The organism is Pseudoxanthomonas sp. PXM01 (genome assembly GCF_014851815.1).
In the GTDB taxonomy this organism is placed as follows: Bacteria; Pseudomonadota; Gammaproteobacteria; order Xanthomonadales; family Xanthomonadaceae; genus Pseudoxanthomonas_A.
The window spans coordinates 722,626-739,201 of sequence record NZ_JACVAJ010000001.1; the positions used below are offsets into that span (position 1 = coordinate 722,626).

Annotated in this window: 17 protein-coding genes; 6 read left to right on the forward strand and 11 right to left on the reverse strand. The window is 67.3% G+C overall.

Translation table 11 applies throughout. The features are described 5' to 3' along the window. Positions 1–2 precede the first annotated feature (2 nt). The 9 genes from IB230_RS03270 to IB230_RS03310 form a co-directional block, all read right to left on the reverse strand. A complete protein-coding gene (locus IB230_RS03270) occupies positions 3–242 on the reverse strand; it encodes a YciI family protein (RefSeq protein WP_192268695.1) in 240 nt (79 codons plus the stop codon). A 14-nt stretch (positions 243–256) separates the two neighbouring features. Then, complete coding sequence (gene argH, locus IB230_RS03275; RefSeq protein WP_192268697.1) at positions 257–1,549, reverse strand: argininosuccinate lyase; 1,293 nt, start codon at positions 1,547–1,549, stop codon at positions 257–259. Beyond that, positions 1,546–2,508 carry an N-acetyl-gamma-glutamyl-phosphate reductase gene (argC, locus tag IB230_RS03280; RefSeq protein WP_192268699.1) on the reverse strand — a complete coding sequence of 321 codons (963 nt, stop codon included), beginning with the start codon at positions 2,506–2,508 and terminating at the stop codon, positions 1,546–1,548. The genes argH and argC overlap by 4 nt, the downstream gene beginning before the upstream one ends. Beyond that, a complete protein-coding gene (locus IB230_RS03285) occupies positions 2,505–3,128 on the reverse strand; it encodes a GNAT family protein (protein ID WP_192268701.1) in 624 nt (207 codons plus the stop codon). Before IB230_RS03285 ends, argC begins: the two co-directional genes overlap by 4 nt. Before the next feature lies 1 nt (position 3,129). Next, positions 3,130–4,449: an acetylglutamate kinase gene (locus IB230_RS03290; protein WP_192268703.1), complete on the reverse strand. Its 1,320-nt coding sequence runs from the start codon at positions 4,447–4,449 to the stop codon at positions 3,130–3,132. A gap of 79 nt (positions 4,450–4,528) precedes the next feature. Beyond that, the gene (locus IB230_RS03295; RefSeq protein WP_192268705.1) at positions 4,529–5,620 is read right to left on the reverse strand and encodes an acetylornithine deacetylase; all 1,092 of its coding nucleotides are present in this window, start codon (positions 5,618–5,620) and stop codon (positions 4,529–4,531) included. Between the two features lie 27 nt (positions 5,621–5,647). Further along, on the reverse strand, positions 5,648–6,856 hold the full coding sequence (locus IB230_RS03300; RefSeq protein WP_192268707.1) for an argininosuccinate synthase: 1,209 nt from the start codon (positions 6,854–6,856) through the stop codon (positions 5,648–5,650). Positions 6,857–6,935: 79 nt separating this feature from the next. Next, positions 6,936–7,937, reverse strand: coding sequence for an N-acetylornithine carbamoyltransferase (locus IB230_RS03305; protein WP_192268709.1), 1,002 nt, complete (start codon positions 7,935–7,937; stop codon positions 6,936–6,938). A 271-nt stretch (positions 7,938–8,208) separates the two neighbouring features. Next, positions 8,209–8,715 carry a hypothetical protein gene (locus IB230_RS03310; protein WP_192268711.1) on the reverse strand — a complete coding sequence of 169 codons (507 nt, stop codon included), beginning with the start codon at positions 8,713–8,715 and terminating at the stop codon, positions 8,209–8,211. Positions 8,716–8,857: 142 nt separating this feature from the next. Here IB230_RS03310 and cysS point away from each other — a divergent pair, with 142 nt between their 5' ends. The 3 genes from cysS to IB230_RS03325 all read left to right on the forward strand — a co-directional run bounded on the left by cysS (position 8,858) and on the right by IB230_RS03325 (position 12,080). Next, positions 8,858–10,246, forward strand: a complete 1,389-nt coding sequence (cysS, locus tag IB230_RS03315) for a cysteine--tRNA ligase (RefSeq protein ID WP_192268713.1) — start codon at positions 8,858–8,860, stop codon at positions 10,244–10,246. 158 nt (positions 10,247–10,404) lie between these two features. Beyond that, positions 10,405–10,842, forward strand: coding sequence for a SufE family protein (locus IB230_RS03320; RefSeq protein ID WP_192268715.1), 438 nt, complete (start codon positions 10,405–10,407; stop codon positions 10,840–10,842). Further along, on the forward strand, positions 10,839–12,080 hold the full coding sequence (locus IB230_RS03325; RefSeq protein ID WP_192268717.1) for an MFS transporter: 1,242 nt from the start codon (positions 10,839–10,841) through the stop codon (positions 12,078–12,080). The genes IB230_RS03320 and IB230_RS03325 overlap by 4 nt, the downstream gene beginning before the upstream one ends. Before the next feature lie 18 nt (positions 12,081–12,098). Here IB230_RS03325 and IB230_RS03330 read toward each other — a convergent pair whose 3' ends face one another. After that, positions 12,099–12,554 (reverse strand): nucleoside deaminase, encoded by a 456-nt coding sequence (locus IB230_RS03330; protein ID WP_192268719.1) that lies wholly within the window; start codon positions 12,552–12,554, stop codon positions 12,099–12,101. 74 nt (positions 12,555–12,628) lie between these two features. Continuing rightward, on the reverse strand, positions 12,629–13,738 hold the full coding sequence (dksA, locus tag IB230_RS03335; protein ID WP_192271244.1) for an RNA polymerase-binding protein DksA: 1,110 nt from the start codon (positions 13,736–13,738) through the stop codon (positions 12,629–12,631). Between the two features lie 95 nt (positions 13,739–13,833). On the opposite strand from dksA, the gene yidD reads away from it, so the two are divergent. Genes yidD through IB230_RS03350 form a run of 3 tightly spaced genes read left to right on the forward strand, consistent with a single transcriptional unit; the run spans position 13,834 to position 16,291 of the window. Next, positions 13,834–14,094: a membrane protein insertion efficiency factor YidD gene (gene yidD, locus IB230_RS03340; protein WP_192268721.1), complete on the forward strand. Its 261-nt coding sequence runs from the start codon at positions 13,834–13,836 to the stop codon at positions 14,092–14,094. Next, entirely contained in the window at positions 14,094–15,440 is a 1,347-nt protein-coding gene (locus IB230_RS03345; protein WP_192268723.1) for a dihydroorotase, read from the forward strand. Before yidD ends, IB230_RS03345 begins: the two co-directional genes overlap by 1 nt. Before the next feature lie 44 nt (positions 15,441–15,484). Then, complete coding sequence (locus IB230_RS03350; RefSeq protein WP_343227281.1) at positions 15,485–16,291, forward strand: M23 family metallopeptidase; 807 nt, start codon at positions 15,485–15,487, stop codon at positions 16,289–16,291. The last annotated feature ends 285 nt before the right edge of the window (positions 16,292–16,576 follow it).

Sequence of the window (16,576 nt, forward strand, 5' to 3'; positions counted from 1 at the left end):
GCTCAGCGTGTGTTCCATTCGTAGACGGTGAGGTCGGACGTTCCGGTCAGCGCGAGGGGATCGCGCGCCGCGATCGCCCGCGCTTCCTCCAGCGATGCCACGTTGACCAGCACGTAGGCGCCGCCACTCTTGTCGCTGAAGCCGCCGGTCATCTCCAGCTGTCCGGTGGCGCGCAACTCGTCAAGGAACGCGAGATGCGGGGCGATGACGGCGTCATCGAACGACGGCCGACGCATTGCCATGACGAGGTAGCGCGTCACAGGGCGTCCCAGCGGGCGAGCAGTTCGTCCAGACGCAGATCGGCCGCCGCGCCGGGCGAGACGCGCGCGGCAAGGCTGCCTTCCGGCGTACGTCCCAGCCCTGCGCTGTCGGCCGACGCGGCCGCGGCCTTGTAGGCTTCGCGGAATGGCACGCCCGTGACCGCCGCTTCGACCGCGACGTCGGTGGCGTACATGCCGGAATCGATCGCGGCCCGCAGTTTTTCTTCGCGCCAGCCCAGGTTCGCCAGCAGCGCCGGCAGCAGTTCCAGCGCCGGCAGGCCGCGGCCGAAGCCGTGGAAGATCGCGCCCTTGCTGGCCTGCAGGTCGCGGTGGTAACCCGACGGCAGCGACAGCAGCTGCTCGATCTCGCTGCGTGAGGCGGACACGCTGGCGTGGGTCGCGCGCATCAGCTCGATGACATCGGGATTGCGCTTGTTCGGCATGATCGAACTGCCGGTGGTGTACTGCGCCGGCAACGAGACAAAGCCGAACTCGGCGCTGGTGAACAGCGACAGGTCCCACGCGATACGCCGCAGGTCCAGCGTGGCGGCGCCGAGGGCTTCCAGTGCGGCCAGCTCGAACTTGCCGCGCGACAGCTGCGCGTAGATGGGGCTGACCTGCATGCGCGCGAAGCCGAGCGCGGCCGTGGTGTGCTCGCGGTCCAGTTTGAGGTTGACGCCATAACCGGCGGCGGTACCCAGCGGATTGGTGTCGACCAGCCGCAACGTGTCGCGGGCGCGTGTGGTGTTGTCGATGAAGGCTTCGGCCCAGCCCGCCCACCACATGCCGGCCGACGACACCACCGCCCGCTGGATGTGCGTGTAGCCGGGGATCGGCAGGTCGCGTTCGGCCTGCGCACGGTCAAGCGCGACCTTGGCGATCTCGCGCGACAGCACGGCCACGCGCGCCAGCTTTTCCTTCAGCCACAGGCGCGTGGCGACCAGGATCTGGTCGTTGCGGCTGCGCCCGGTGTGGATCTTGCGGCCGGCATCGCCGAGGCGCTCGGTCAGACGTGCCTCGATGGCGGAGTGGCCGTCCTCGAAGCGTTCGTCGAGCACGAAGTCGCCGCGGCGGAAATCCTCTGCCAGCACCGCCAGTTCGCGCTTCAGGCCGGCGAGTTCGTCGCCCGACAGGATGCCGCTGCGCTGCAGGCCTTCGGCATGCGCAGCGCTGGCCTGGATGTCGTGCAGGAAGAACTCGCGGTCCAGCACCACGTCGTCGCCGGCCAGGAAGCGCTGGATCTCCGCGTCCACCGCCACGCCGGGCTTCTGCCACAACAGGTCGCTCATGCCGTCGTCTCCTGCGGAATGCTCTCCAGCTCGTCGAAGCCGAAAGCGAGATTGAGGTTCTGCATCGCCTGCGTCGCCGCGCCCTTGAGCAGGTTGTCCAGCGTGGCGACCACGACCAGCCGCTTGCCACCCGGTGCCAGCGTGAAGCCACCGATCTCGACGCCGTGCTCGCCGGCGATCCGACTGACCCACGGCGCTTCGTCGAGGACGCGGATCAGCGGCTCGGCCGCGTAGCGTTCGCGGTACAGCGCACGGACGTCGTCGATCTTCATGGCCTGCTGCAGCCAGAGATTGACCGTCATCGTGATGCCGCGGAAATGCGGCGCGACATGCGGCATGAACTCGACCGGCACGCCGAGCTGCCGGCTGACTTCACGCTCGTGCATGTGGTCGGTCAGCGCGTACGGCATCAGGTTGTCGCGCAGAAGTTCGGTGTTGTTCTTGTCCGACGGCGACGTGCCCGCACCGGAATAGCCCGACACGCCGAAGCACTGCGGCGGCCCGGCCAGGCGATCGAGCAGCGGCGCGATGGCCAGCTGCATCGCGGTGGCGTAGCAGCCGGGATTGCTGATGCGCTTCTGGCCCGCGTACTTCCTGCGGGTCAGTTCCGGCAGGCCGTAGTACCAGTGCTCGTCGAAACGAAAATCCGCCGACAGATCGACGACGACGGTATCGGGCGCCTGCGCATCGATGGCCGCCACCAGTTCGGCCGCCTTGCCATTCGGCAGTGCCAGGATGATCGCGTCTGCGCCCTTGCCGCCGACCTGATCATGGCTCAGGGTCTCATAGCGCAGTTCGCCCTCGAAGCCCGAGATATGGTCGCTGACCTTCTGCCCGACGAGCTCGCGCGAAGACACGAAGGCCAGCTCCAGCTGCGGATGGCGGGCGATCAGGCGGATCAGTTCCGCGCCGGTATGGCCGCGGGCACCGACGATGCCGACGGTCTTTTTGCTGCTCATGGGGATTCCTGTTCGTGCTGCGCCAGCCGGGCCTGCAGGTTGCGTTTCACCGCGGGCCATTCGCTGTCGATGATGGAAAAGACGACGGTATCGCGCGGCGACCCGTCGGCGTGGCGCTTGTGGTTGCGCAACACGCCGTCCTGCTTGGCGCCCAGGCGGGCGATGGCCGCGCGCGAGCGATGGTTGAACCAGCTGGTCTCGAACACCACGCTGATGCAGCCCAGCGTTTCGAAGGCGTGCGCCAACAGCAACAGCTTGGTTTCGGTATTGACGCCGGTCCGCTGGACGTCCGGTGCATACCAGGTGTAGCCGATGCTGAGCTTGGGCACGTCCGCTTCCAGCCCGTAGTAGCGTGTGCTGCCGACGACGCGGCCATCGGCATCCAGCACCACGAACGGCAGCACGCGGCCGTCGGTCTGCGCCGCCAGCACTGCGTCGACGTAGCTCGCCGCCTCGTCGGCCTTCGGTACGCTGGTGAACCACAAGGCAGCCAGCGTGTCGCCCGCCAGTGCCGCACGCAAGCCTTCGGCGTGGTCGCGCGACATCGGTTCCAGGCGCGCATGGCGACCCGCCAGGACGGGGACCTGCTGCCAAGCAGCGGGAAGCGAGGCGGTCGCCATGTCAGTCCTTCAGCGTCGGCAGCCGCGTGCGGCAATGGGCCACGCAACGCTCGATATCACCAAAATCCTCGATGCCGTACCAGAATACCTTCCACTTCTCCTGCTTGTAGCAGCCGTCCGACTCGGCGTAGTAGAAGATGTTGACCTGGTTGTTGTGGCGCGAACGCCAGAACAGCTGCGGGTTCTCTTCACGCATCACGTGCCAGACCGCGCGACCCAGGCCTTCGCCCTGCGCGTCGTCGAGCACCGCGAACTTGTCGAGGTAGGCGAAGCCCTCTTCCTGCGTCAGGATCAGCGCGGTGCGGTAGTTCTCGCTGATGTAGATGCGGTAGGGCGTGGTGCGCTCGAAGTAGTCCGGCAGCAGCGTGCGGCCGAAGCTGGATTCGATCAGCGTCTTCAGACGCGGCAAATCAACGCCCTCCCAGCCGTTCTGGAAACGCAGCACGCGCTCACCGCGACGCACCAGTGTGCCGGAACCGCGATGGGTGAACAGTTCCTTGGCCAGTTCGGCCGGCTTGGTGATCGACACCGACGAGGTCAGCGGCAGGCGATCGAGCAGATCCTTGATCTGCTCGATCTTCACCCGCATGCCGCCGTTGATCCACGGCTGCGACATCAGCTCGTCGTACTCGGTCGACAGGTTGATCGAGTCGATCACGCGTCCTTCCGCGTCCAGCAGGCCACCGGTGCCGGTCAGGAAGATGATCTTGTACGGCTGCAGCACCTGCACCAGTTCGTTGGCGGCGAAATCGGCGTTGATGTTGAGGATCTGTCCGCCGACGGTCTCGCCCATGCTGGCGATCACCGGGATGGAGCCCGCTTTCAGGCTGGCCTCGATCGGCGACTGGTTGATGCGGGTGACGTCGCCGACCAGCCCGTAGGTGGCCTGGTCCTTGTACTCGGCCTCGAACACGCCCGACACGATGGAGGTGGCGCGCGCACCCAGTTGCTGCAGCGCCTCGACCAGCGCCAGGTTCTGTTGCAGGAACACCTTGCGCACGATCGCCAGCACCTCGGGCGTGGTCACCCGCAGGCCGTTGACGGTCTGCTTGGTGATGCCGGCGGCCGTCATCTCTTCATCCAGTTGCGGACCGGCGCCGTGTACCACGATCGGGGTCAGGCCGACTTCCTGCAGGAAGGTCAGCGAGGACGTCAGCGCTTCCAGATCGTCGCGCAGCACCGCGCCGCCGACCTTGACCACGGCGAAGCGCTTGGCGTCCAGCTGCGAGAAGCGCTTGACGTACTGCGAAATTTCCTTCGCGCTGCCCATGCTGGACAGAAGCCTGATGATGGTCTGACGGGTTTGCTTGTTCGATTCCATGTCTTCTTGCTTGGTAGGGCGGGCCTTGGCCCACCGTCGTCATCGTTGCGCATGGCGGGCCTGGGGCCACCCTGCGTCGTTACTCCAGAATCCGGACCACGCTGTCGGCGTACCGCTGCAACTGCTCCAGCGACACCCATTCGTCGGCCGTATGCGCCTGCGCGATGTCGCCCGGGCCGTAGACGAAGGCGGTGAGGCCGGCGGCCGAGAACAGCGAGGCCTCGGTCCAGAAGTCCACCGCATTGCCGATCGGCAGCCCGAGTTCGTCCGCGAGGTCTCGCGCTGCCAGGCGGCGCTCTTCCGCACGGGCGATGTCGCCGGACGGCAACGACGGACCGCGGAAGGTCTCTTCGTACTCGGCCAGCGCATCGGCATTGGCGAAGCTGCGGAAGGTGGCGTGCAACTGATCCATGTCCTGCGACGGCAGCGGACGGAAGCCGAAACGGACTTCCGCGCTGGGCGCAATCATGTTGGCCTTGATCCCGCCTTCGACCCGGCCGATGTTGAAGCGCAGCCCGGTCAGTCCGCCGAAACGCAGATGATGCTGGTCCTGCACGAAATCCAGCGCGGTCGTGCCCCAGCGCATCGCGTTGTGCAGCGCGCTCAGCGACAGCGCGTTCTCGGCCGAGGCATGGCCCGCCTGTCCCTTGAACGCCATGCGTACGGCACTGATGCCGCGGTGCGCGAGCACCGCTTCGCAGCGGCTCGGCTCGGCAATGATCGCCTCGCCGAAGCCATGGTCGCGTGCCAGGAAGGCGGCGATGCAGCGTGCGTCGTTGGCTTCCTCGTCGGTGGTGAACAGGAACGCGGCATCGCCCTGCGTGACCTGCGCGGCCGCGACCAATGCCGCCGCTGCACCCTTGATGTCGCAGGCGCCCAGGCCGATCGCGCGATCGGCCTCGATCCGCAGCGCATGCGGGCTGGCGCTCCACGCCGGCGACGACGGCACCGTGTCCAGGTGCACGTTGAACACCCGCTTCGGCTGGCCGCGCACGGCGAAGAACGACACCGCGCCCGCACCGTGGTCGGTCACCTCGATGCGGAAATCCGGCAGCTGCGCGCGCAGGTAGTCGAAGATCCCGTCTGTGCCGATGTCACGCGGCGGATTGCGGGTGTCGAACGACACCAGCGCGTCGAGATGGCGCAGGGTGCTGGCAAGCAGGTCAGTCATGTAGGGCGTCCATCCGTATCGCCGGCATCAGCCGCGGTTGATCTCGGCCCACAGGGTCGAGCTCATGCCGAACAGCTTGATGAAGCCTTCCGCCTCCTCCACGCCCCAGTCGGCGGACTGCGCGTACGTCGCACCCTTGGCGTTGAGGATGTGCGGCGACTTCACCGCCACCGCGTCGACGCGGCCACCGCGGGTCTCCAGCACCACCTCGCCGTTGACGATGGACTGCGACGACTGCAGGAAGGCTTCCAGGTCGGCCTTCAGCGGATCGTGGTAGAAGCCTTCGTACACCAGCTCCACCCACTTGCGTGCGACCTCGGGCTTGAAGCGGTTCTGCTGCTTGGTCAGCACGGTTTCTTCCAGCGCGCGGTGCGCGGCCAGCAGCGAGACCAGGCCCGGCGCCTCGAACACGATGCGGCCCTTCAGGCCGATCACGGTGTCGCCGGTATACACGCCACGGCCCACGCCGTACGGCGCGAACAGAGCGTTCAACTTCGCCAGCAGCGCGGCGCCGGCGACGGGCTGGCCGTCCAGGCTGACGGCTTCGCCGTGCTTGAAGCCGATCGTCACCCGCAGCGGCGCTTCGGGCCACTCGGCGCGCGGCGCGCACCAGCCACGCGCGCCTTCGCCGGGCGCTTCCCACTTGTCGATCTCGCCACCGGACATGGTCAGGCCCAGCAGGTTCTCGTTGATCGTGTAGCTCTTCTGCTTGGCGCGCACGCCGAAGCCGCGCTCTTCCAGATACGCCTGTTCGTAAGCGCGGGTCTGCGTGTGTTCCTTCTGGATTTCGCGGATCGGCGCCACGATGCGGTAGTCGCCACTGGCCTTGACGGCCAGGTCGAAGCGGACTTGGTCGTTGCCCATGCCGGTGCAGCCGTGCGCGATGGCATTGGTGCCCAACTCGGCGGCACGCTTCAGCGCGGCGTCGACGATCAGGTAGCGGTCGGACACGAGCAGCGGGTACTGGCCCTGGTAGCCCTCGCCCGCCCACACGAACGGCTTGACGAAGCCGTCCCAGATCGCAGGACCACCGTCGACGGTGACGTGGCTGGCCACGCCCAATTCGGCGGCACGCTGCTCGATGAAGGTGCGCTCTTCGGCATCCACACCACCGGTGTCGGCGAACACGGTGTGGACGTTCCAGCCGCGTTCCTTCAGGTAGGGCACGCAGAAGCTGGTGTCGAGGCCGCCGGAGAAGGCGAGGACGATGTCTTTGGAGTCGTGGGGGGTGGTCATCTTGAAGCTCTCGTAGGGTGGGCCCTGGCCCACCGTGATGGTGTGGTGTCGGTGTCGAAGCGGCGGGCCTGGGCCCGCCCTATTTGATCAATGCCGCCATGATGGCCTTCTGCACGTGCAGTCGGTTCTCGGCTTCGTCGATGGCGATGCACTGCGGCGAATCCATGACGCCATCGGTCGCCTTGACGTTGCGGCGCAACGGCAGGCAGTGACTGAAGACGCCGTTGTTGGTCAGCGCCATCTTCCGCTCGTCGACGATGAAGTGCTTGTACTGGTCGCGGATCGGCTTCTCGGGCTCCCAGTTGCCGAAGAACGGCAGCGCGCCCCAGCTCTTGGCGTAGACGACGTCCGCGCCGGCATAGGCGCTGTCGATGTCGTGGCTGACCTGCAGCGAACCACCGCTCTCGGCGACGTTCTGCTCGGCCCAGCCCATGTAGCGCTCATCCAGCACGTAGTCCGGCGTCGGGCACAGCAGGGTCACGTCCATGCCCATGCGCGTGGCGATGGTCAGTGCCGAATTGGCCACGGCGGTGTTCAGCGGCTTCGGGTGGTAGGTCCAGGTGAGCACGTACTTCTTGCCGCGCAGGTCGGACGTACCGAAGTGCTCCTGCAGTGCCAGGGCATGCGCCAGCTCCTGGCAGGGATGGGTGATGGTCTCCATGTTGATCACCGGCACCGGCGAGTACTTGGCGAACGACTTCAGCACGATGTCCTCGCGGTCGTAGGCCCAGTCGACGAACTTCGGGAACGCGCGCACACCGATCAGGTCGACGTAACGGCCCAGCACCTTCGCCACCTCGGCGATGTGCTCTTCGGTGTCGCCATCCATCACCGTACCCAGGTTGAACTCGATCGGCCACGCATCCTTGCCCGGCTGCAGCACCACCGCATGCCCGCCCAGCTGGAACGCGCCCAGCTCGAAGCTGGTGCGGGTGCGCATGGACGGGTTGAAGAACACCAGCGCGATGGACTTGCCCTTCAGCGCGTCGCCCAGCTTGTTCTGCTTGTAGAGGGCAGCCTGCGTCAGCAGCGCGTCGAGGTCGCTGCGGCTCCAGTCCTGCGTGTTCAAGAAGTGCTTCATTACGGCATCCTGGTTTCGGGAATGTGGCAAAACGGGCTTCAGAAACGAAAAAACCCAGCCTCTGGCTGGGTTCCGGTGAACAAACGACGACGTCCGGGGTACCCAGCTAGATGCAGGATTCCGGTCGACGCGCACGCGACGTCATGCTCGAGGCCTGAGAGGCCGCGCTGTCAGCATGGGCGTGTGCGTTCATCTTCATGGGCGCGAATGCTCGCATGTGCTGCGGCGCAGCGCAAGGACGGATTCGGTTGCGTGTGCAACCGTGCACGAATCAGGGACCGCTGGCGGTCGGCTGGACGGGCGCCACGTAGGGCACCACGGAAATGCGGATGCGCAGGCGGTTGCCGGGATCCTCGGCCAGCCGCGAGCGGTACTTCACGCCCTTGTAGATGTAGTCCACGTCGTAGGCGATGGGACGCTGGAACTCGCGCTCGATGGGCACGACGCGGCAATTGACCTTGACCGCGGGCAGCGTCACCGGAGGCGTCTGCGCCGGCTCGTCATCGCCGCCGAACCAGCCCCGCACCGAACTGACCATCCGGCTCCAGCGCCCCTCGTCCTTTGCTTCCGGTGCAGCGGCTTCAGTCTTGGATGCGGGCACTTCATCGCAACGCTGCTCGGTGCGGGTCGCCCGCAGGGTCTGGTACACCGGCTCCACGCCCAGCACCTGCGCATAGTCCAGACGAACGTTCTCCGTCGGGATCACCCGTTCCTGCGCAACGACCGGGGCGGCGAGCAGGCAACAGGACAGGAGAAGGGCGGTACGGAGGCGGGGCATGTGGCCTGCAAGCGGTATCCAGGGGCCCCAGTGTAAGAATCACGCCTTGAGTGAGGCTGAACATCGGCCGCCCGGGACCTCGCAAGACCCTCGCGCACGGCGCAGGCGGTAGAATTCCACGGCTCTCCCCTGCCCTGTCCCCATGACCCTGCGCCTGCACAACAACCTCACCCGCCGGGTCGAGGACTTCGCACCCCTTGGCCCGATCCCCACGATGTACGTCTGCGGGCCCACCGTCTACAACTACGTCCACATCGGCAACGCGCGCGGCCCGGTCGTGTTCGGCGTGCTGGCGGCCCTGCTGCGCCGGCGCTTCGGCCAGTTGCGCTACGCCCGCAACATCACCGACGTGGACGACAAGATCAATGCGGCGGCCAAGGAACTGGGCGTGGCCATCTCGGCCATCACCGACCGCTACGCCGCCGCCTACCGCGAGGACATGGCGGGCCTGGGCGTGACCGGCGAGTTTGCCCCGGACATCGAGCCGGCCGCCACCGACCATATCGGCCAGATCGTCGCGATGATCGAGCAGTTGATCGCCGGCGGGCATGCGTATGCGGCCGAAGGCCATGTGCTGTTCTCCGTCGGCAGCTTCGCCGAATACGGCAAGCTGTCGCGTCGCGACCCCGAGGAAATGCTGGCCGGCGCCCGTGTCGAAGTCGCCCCGTACAAGCGCGACCCGGGCGATTTCGTGCTGTGGAAGCCGTCCACGCCGGACCTGCCGGGCTGGGAGTCGCCCTGGGGCATCGGTCGTCCGGGCTGGCATATCGAATGCTCGGCGATGGCCGCGGCCCATCTGGGCGAGACCATCGACATCCATGCCGGCGGCGTGGACCTGCAGTTCCCGCACCACGAGAACGAAGTGGCGCAGAGCGAATGCGCGCACAAGCACGCCGACGGCTCGCACAAGACGTTCGCCCGCTTCTGGGTGCACAACGGCATGCTCAACTTCGGCGGCGCCAAGATGAGCAAGTCGCTGGGCAATATCGAGAAGGTCCACGACCTGCTGCAGCAGCATCCGCCGGAAGCGCTGCGCTACGCCCTGCTCTCGGCCCACTACCGGCAGCCGCTGGACTGGTCCGAAGCACTGGTGGAGCAGTCGAAGAACACGCTGGACCGGCTGTACGGCACGCTGCGCGATCTGGGCGACATCGATGCCGCCGCCGTCACGCCGCAGGTCATCGAAGACACGCTGGACGACGACCTCAACACGCCGCAAGCACTGGCCGAAGTCGCCCGTATCGCCGCCGAGGCCCGCAAGGCCTCGAACGACGCGGACAAGCAACGGCTCAAGAGCGAACTGATCGGCGCCGGCCGCGTGTTGGGCCTGCTGCAGCAGGATCCGGCCGAGTGGTTCGGTCGCGGCACCTCGTCCGACGACGATACCCGTATCCAGACGCTGATCGACGAGCGCACAGCGGCGAAGAAGTCCCGCGACTTCGCCCGCTCCGACGCCATCCGCGACCAGCTGGCGGCCGAGGGCATCCTGCTGGAAGACACGCCCCAGGGCGTACGCTGGAAGCGGGCGTGACGCCCTCCCTTCCCTTCTCCCCCCGGGAGAAGGTGGCGCGAAGCGCCGGATGAGGGTTCGGCGAAGTCTGGATGCCGGTGCTGAATGGACCTCGCCGCACCCTCTCCCCAACCCCTCTCCCGACGGGAGAGGGGCTTCAGAGAATGATAGAAAGCCCCATGACCGACACGATCTTCCCGCTAGAACCAACCGCCGCCGATGCGCAGGCGGCCATCAAGGACGAGTTCGCCTTCTTCAGCGACTGGTCCGAACGCTATCAGTACCTGATCGACCTGGGCCGCAAGCTGCCCGCCTTCCCCGATGAGTGGAAGCGCGAGGAGCACCGCCTGCTCGGTTGCCAGTCGATGGTCTGGATCGTCCCCGAGGGCGATGCGTCCAAGCTCGATTTCCATGCCGTCAGTGACTCGGCCATCGTGTCCGGGCTGATCTTCCTGGCCCTGCGCGTGTACGCCGGTCGCCCGGCGGCCGAGATCCTCGCCACATCGCCGGACTACATCGCCGACATCGGCCTGGCCAAGCACCTCTCGCCCACCCGCAGCAACGGCCTGGCCTCCCTGCTGGCCTTCATCCGCGAGACGGCCGCGAACGCGACGTGAGCGCAAGCGGTACGACCTCTGCGTTCTCGCTGCTCCGCAACCGCGGCTATGCGGCGGTGCTGGCATACCGCATCTGCGCCCTGCTGTCGTACCAGATCGTCGCGGTCACGGTCGGCTGGCATATCTACGAACTGACCCGTGACACGTTCTCGCTGGGGCTGGTCGGCCTGGCGGAAGTGCTGCCGTTCTTCTGCGTCGCGCCGTTCGCCGGCTACCTGGTCGATCACCTGCCGCGGCGTCGCGTCGGCATCGTGGCCTGTACTGCGCTGGCGACCACCGCCGTGATCCTGGTGGCGGTCTCCGCGGGCTGGCTACCGTTCCACGGGACGTGGCCGATCTACGCCGCCATCGCGCTGACCGGCATGGCGCGCTCCTTCCTCAGTCCGGTCTACAACGCGTTGTTCGCAAAAGTATTGCCGCGCGAAGACTTCGTGCGTGCGGCAGGCCTGGGCAGCGTGATCTTCCAGGCCGCACTGGTCACCGGGCCGGCACTGGGTGGTCTGTTGGTCGGCTTCGGCGGCAAAACACTGTCGTACGCGATGGCAGTGGTCTTCGCGCTGCTGGCGGCTACCGTGCTGGCGCGCCTGCGCGTGGAAGAGCCAGGACCGCCGGCAGTAAGCCTGCCCGTGTTCGCCAGCATCGCGCAGGGCGCGCGTTTCGTGTTGAACAACCAGATCATGCTCGGCGCAATGGCGCTGGACATGTTTTCCGTCCTGCTGGGCGGCGTGGTGGCGATGCTGCCGGCCTTCATCCACGACATCCTGCATTACGGACCGGAAGGCCTCGGCATCCTGCGCGCGGCACCGGCGGCCGGGTCGGTCTGCGTCGGCCTGTGGCTGGCACGTCATCCGCTGCAGAAGAATGCAGGCCGTGTGCTGCTGTTCGCGGTGGCCGGCTTCGGCCTGGCGGTCATCGCGTTCGGCCTGTCGCGCAGCTTCTGGCTGTCGGCCGTCATCCTGCTGTTCTACGGCATGTGCGACGGCGTGTCGGTGGTGGTGCGTTCGACCATCCTGCAGCTGTCCACGCCGGACGAAATGCGCGGGCGCGTCTCCTCGATCAACGGCATCTTCGTCAGTTCGTCGAACGAACTGGGCGCGTTCTACGCCGGCACGATGGCCAAGCTGCTGGGGCTGGTGCCGACGGTGATCCTGGGCGGCTTCGCGATCCTCTCGGTCGCCGGCGTGACCGCGTGGAAGGCCCCGCGCCTGCGCCGGCTGGACCTGCGCGAGCTGCAGTGAGGGTGTCGCTGCGCGGCGTCAGCGCCGCGCGGCCCATTCGTCGTACAGGCCCTGCTCGCCTTCGGGTCTGAGCGCACCGAGCCGCAGCGTCAAATGCTCCGCCGGTGCCCGTGCCATCTCGCGATACACCTCGGCGGTGGACAAGCCGTAGGGCTCGCCGTCCTCGTTGCCATAGGCGTACCAGGCCTGCGAGATGCCGCACAGGTGCATCGCGGCCAGGCACATCGGACACGGATGGCCGCTGGCGTAGACCACGCACCCTTCCAGCCGCGGGGCGCCGAGCCGGTGCGCCGCATCGCGGATCGCCAGCAACTCCGCGTGCGCGGTCGGGTCGTGGTCACGATGGATGCCGTTGGCCGCGCGGGCAACCACCTCGCCTCCTCTGACCACGACTGCACCGAACGGACGGCCGCCTTCGGCGATGTTGGTTCGGGCCAGCGCCACGGCCTGGCGCATGAAGTCTTCGTGCTGCATATGCGCTCCTGTGCAACAGACTCCAGAGACACAAAACCCCGCCGGAGCGGGGTTTTGCGATGCGCGTCGGCGGCTCAGTCGCCCTGCTGCTTCTGCAGGTGCTCCCAACGCTCCTGCGCGTCGATGGTGCGCTCGGCGGTCAGGCGCGCTTCCAGGCGGTCCAGGCCGATCTCTTCACCGGTGTCGACGCAGTAACCGTAGTCACCACCCTCCAGGCGCTTGAGCGTGCTGTCGATCTTGCCGATCAGCTTGCGGTAGCGGTCGCGGGTACGCAGTTCCAGCGAGTTCTCGGTTTCGCGGGTCGCGCGCTCGGCTTCGTCGCCGATGTCGCGGACTTCGTCCTTGAGGTTCTCGATGGTCTGCTTGGATTCCTCGACCAGGTCGGCACGCCAGTTGAGCAGGCGCTGGCGGAAGTACTCGAGCTGCAGGGGGCTCATGTACTCCTCGTCGGACGAGGGCTTGTAGCCGGTCGGCACGATCGGACGGCCGGTGGCTTCATCGGTCTTGTAAGGCACTTCTTTCACCTTGCCGCGCACGACCGGCGCCGCAGGGCGGGCGGCCACGGCGACCGCGACCTTGCCCACGGGGCGGGCAACGGCGGGACGGGGGCTCACGGGCGCTTCGACGGCGGTGGAGGCTTTGGCGTTCTTGGTATTCGGTTTCGGGGCTGGCACAGGCTTCGGGGGGGACGGAACCTTGGCGGCGGGCGCCGGAGCCTGGGCAGCCGCCTTGGGGGCGGGTGCAGGCACTGGAGTCTTGGTCGCAGCCGCGGTGGGGGCGGACTTTGCCGGAGCCTGCTTGGCAGCAGGCTTCGGTGCGGAGGTGGGAGCGGGCTTCGCGGCCTTGGCCGGTGCCTTCACCGGCGCCGCCTTGGTGGCCGGCGCGGGCGCGGGTTTCTTGGCGACTGCGGGCTTGGTCGCCTTGGCGACCGCCTTCTTGACCGGTGCCGCCTGCTTCGCCGCGGGCTTGGCCGCCGGCTTCTTCGCCGGGGCTGCCTTCTTGGCCGGTGCGGCCTTCTTGGCGGCCGCTTTCTTGGCGACAGGCTTGGGGGCCGCTTTCTTCGCTACCGGCTTGGGGGCCGGTTTCTTGGCGACAGCCTTCTTCGCGACAGGCTTCTTGGCGACGGTCTGAGCGGGTTTCTTGGCGGCCTTGGCGGCCTTCTTCGCAGGTTTCTTTGCAGCCACGAACAGCGCTTCCTTGTTCTTCCCGAGCATCGGGAAAGCGCGCTTTTATAGCCTACCCGGGAGGCAGCGGCAACCCGACGCGGTATCATCGGGCCATGCTCGCCCGCCTGCTCATCCTGCTGCTGAAGGGCTACAAGCGCTTCATCAGCCCGCTGCTGGGACCGCGCTGCCGCTTCGTGCCGTCGTGCTCGGAGTACGCCATGGAGGCGATCGGCCGGTTCGGCCCGCTGAAGGGCGGCTGGCTGGCGGCCCGCCGGATCGGCCGCTGCCATCCCCTGCACCCCGGCGGATACGATCCTGTACCGTCGTGCGACCACGAGCGCCCTTCCTCCCCCTGCCCCTCCAGGAACCCCTGATGCCCGCTACCGTCATCGTCAACGCCCGTCTGGTCAATGAAGGCCGCGTCACCGAGGGTGACCTGCGCATCGAGAACGGGCGCATCGCCCGGATCGCCGCCGAGATCCGTCCGCAGGGTGACGACGCCGTCATCGACGCCGCAGGGCGCTGGCTGCTGCCGGGGATGATCGACGACCAGGTCCACTTCCGCGAACCGGGCATGCCGCACAAGGGCGACATGGCCACGGAGTCCGCCGCCGCCGTGGCCGGCGGCCTGACCACGTTCATGGACATGCCCAACACCAGCCCGCCGACGCTCGACGCCGCCGCGCTGGAGGACAAGTACCAGCGCGCCAAGGGACGCGCCTGGGGCAACTACGGCTTCTACATGGGGGCCAGCAACGACAACCTCGAGGCGATCCGCACACTGGACCCGAAGACGGCGCCGGGCATCAAGGTGTTCATGGGCGCATCGACCGGCAACATGCTGGTCGACAACCCGGAAACGCTGGATGCGATCTTCCGCGAAGCGCCCACGCCCATCATCACCCACTGCGAAGACACGCCGACCATCGACGCCAACCTGGCCGCCTTCCAGGCCAAGTACGGCGATGCGTTGAGCGCGGAACACCATCCCGACATCCGCAGCCGCGAGGCCTGCATCAAGTCGACGCGCCTGGCGATGTCGCTGGCGCGCAAGCACGGTACCCGCCTGCACGTACTGCACATCTCCACCGCCGACGAGCTGGCGCTGTTCACGCCCGGCCCGCTGATCGCCGCCGACGGCACGCGCAAGAAGATCACCGCGGAGACCTGCATCCACTTCCTGCGCTTCGATCGCGCGGACTATGCCGCGCTGGGCAACCTGATCAAGTGCAACCCCGCGATCAAGGACGCCAGCGACCGCGAGGCGCTGATCCGGGCGCTGGTGGACGACATCGTCGACGTGCTGGCAACGGACCACGCGCCGCACACGCTGGAAGAGAAGGAAAAGCCGTACGTTCAGGCGCCTTCGGGGCTGCCGCTGGTGCAGTACGCACTCGTGGCCGCACTGGAACTGGTGCACGAGCAGCGCATGGACGTCACCCGCGTTGTGCAGAAGTTCGCCCACGCGCCGGCGCAGCTGTTCGACGTGAAGGAGCGCGGCTACCTGCGCGAAGGCTATTTCGCCGACCTCGTGCTGATCGACGACGAGCCCTTCAACGTGAAACGCGAGGACGTGCTGTCGAAGGTGGGCTGGTCGCCGTTCGAGGGCCGCAGCTTCCGTTCGCGCATCGGCGCCACCTGGGTCAACGGGCGCATGGTCTGGAACGGTGAGCATCTGGTCGGCACGCCCAATGGCCAGCGCCTGGAGTTCGCACGTTGAAGCTGGCGGTCGCGGCACTGCTCGCCGCTGTCTGTGCTGGATGGATTCCGCTGGTTGCCGCGCAGGATGCGGTGTCCGCCCTACCGGTGTCGCAGGAAGAACGCGTCGTGTTCCCCACCAGTGTGTCGCAGGGCGCGCTGGTGTTCGGCAAGGTGCCGGCGGGCAGCCAGGTGCGTTACCGCGACCGCCTGCTGCGTACGACCGGCTACGGTACCGTGGCGTTCGGCGTGGGCCGTGACGAAGCAGGCCCGCTGAAGGTCGATGTCACCACGCCGTCGGGGCGTGCGGAATCCGTCAGCATCGCGGTCTCCCCGCGCGACTGGCCGGTCGAACGCGTCAACGGCGTGCCGCCGAAGACCGTCAATCCGCCGCCCGAGATCGCCGCACGTATCCAGCGCGAACAGGCGCTGGTCACCGCCGCACGCGGTCGCGACGACGAGCGCGCCGACTTCGCCCTGCCGTTCCAGTGGCCCGTGCAGGGCCGCATCAGCGGCCGCTTCGGCAATGCGCGCGTCTACAACGGTCAGCCCGGCGCCGGCCATTCCGGCATGGATATCGCAGCGCCGACCGGCACGCCGGTCAAGGCGCCTGCGGGCGGCATCGTGACCTTCGCATCGCCCGACCTCTATCTCACCGGCGGCACCCTGCTGCTCGACCACGGCCATGGCGTCAGTTCCAACTTCCTCCACCTGTCGCGCATCGACGTGAAGGTCGGCGACCGCGTCGAGCCCGGCCAGGTGATCGGCGCCGTGGGTGCGACCGGGCGTGCGACGGGGCCGCATCTGCATTGGGGGATGAACTGGTTCGATACCCGCATCGACCCCCTGCTCGTTCTGGAACGCGGCAAGTAAACGCACACGGTTCACCCCCGGGCGCGTTGCGACGCGCTCGGCGTTATCCCTTTCGAAGATCCCGGTGGCGCGGTTCGATACCCGCATCGACCCCCTGCTCGTTCTGGAACGCGGCAAGTGACCGACCACCGTTCGCCATCCGGGCGCGTTGCGACGCGGTCAGCTCTATACCTCTCGAAGCTCCCGGTGGCGCGGTTCGATACCCGTATCGACCCCCTGCTCGTTCTCGAACGCGGCAAGTGACCGACCACCGTTCGCCATCCGGGCGCGTTGCGACGCGCTCGG

Excerpts from the sequence above, each read along its gene's own strand:
- argH (WP_192268697.1), bottom strand. The coding sequence starts at position 1,549 with ATGAGCGACCTGTTGTGGCAGAAGCCCGGCGTGGCGGTGGACGCGGAG.
- IB230_RS03330 (WP_192268719.1), bottom strand. The coding sequence starts at position 12,554 with ATGCAGCACGAAGACTTCATGCGCCAGGCCGTGGCGCTGGCCCGAACC.
- IB230_RS03310 (WP_192268711.1), bottom strand. The coding sequence starts at position 8,715 with ATGCCCCGCCTCCGTACCGCCCTTCTCCTGTCCTGTTGCCTGCTCGCC.
- IB230_RS03300 (WP_192268707.1), bottom strand. The coding sequence starts at position 6,856 with ATGACCACCCCCCACGACTCCAAAGACATCGTCCTCGCCTTCTCCGGC.
- cysS (WP_192268713.1), top strand. The coding sequence starts at position 8,858 with ATGACCCTGCGCCTGCACAACAACCTCACCCGCCGGGTCGAGGACTTC.
- argC (WP_192268699.1), bottom strand. The coding sequence starts at position 2,508 with ATGAGCAGCAAAAAGACCGTCGGCATCGTCGGTGCCCGCGGCCATACC.
- IB230_RS03290 (WP_192268703.1), bottom strand. The coding sequence starts at position 4,449 with ATGGAATCGAACAAGCAAACCCGTCAGACCATCATCAGGCTTCTGTCC.
- IB230_RS03320 (WP_192268715.1), top strand. The coding sequence starts at position 10,405 with ATGACCGACACGATCTTCCCGCTAGAACCAACCGCCGCCGATGCGCAG.
- IB230_RS03285 (WP_192268701.1), bottom strand. The coding sequence starts at position 3,128 with ATGGCGACCGCCTCGCTTCCCGCTGCTTGGCAGCAGGTCCCCGTCCTG.
- IB230_RS03295 (WP_192268705.1), bottom strand. The coding sequence starts at position 5,620 with ATGACTGACCTGCTTGCCAGCACCCTGCGCCATCTCGACGCGCTGGTG.
- IB230_RS03270 (WP_192268695.1), bottom strand. The coding sequence starts at position 242 with ATGGCAATGCGTCGGCCGTCGTTCGATGACGCCGTCATCGCCCCGCAT.
- IB230_RS03345 (WP_192268723.1), top strand. The coding sequence starts at position 14,094 with ATGCCCGCTACCGTCATCGTCAACGCCCGTCTGGTCAATGAAGGCCGC.
- IB230_RS03305 (WP_192268709.1), bottom strand. The coding sequence starts at position 7,937 with ATGAAGCACTTCTTGAACACGCAGGACTGGAGCCGCAGCGACCTCGAC.
- yidD (WP_192268721.1), top strand. The coding sequence starts at position 13,834 with ATGCTCGCCCGCCTGCTCATCCTGCTGCTGAAGGGCTACAAGCGCTTC.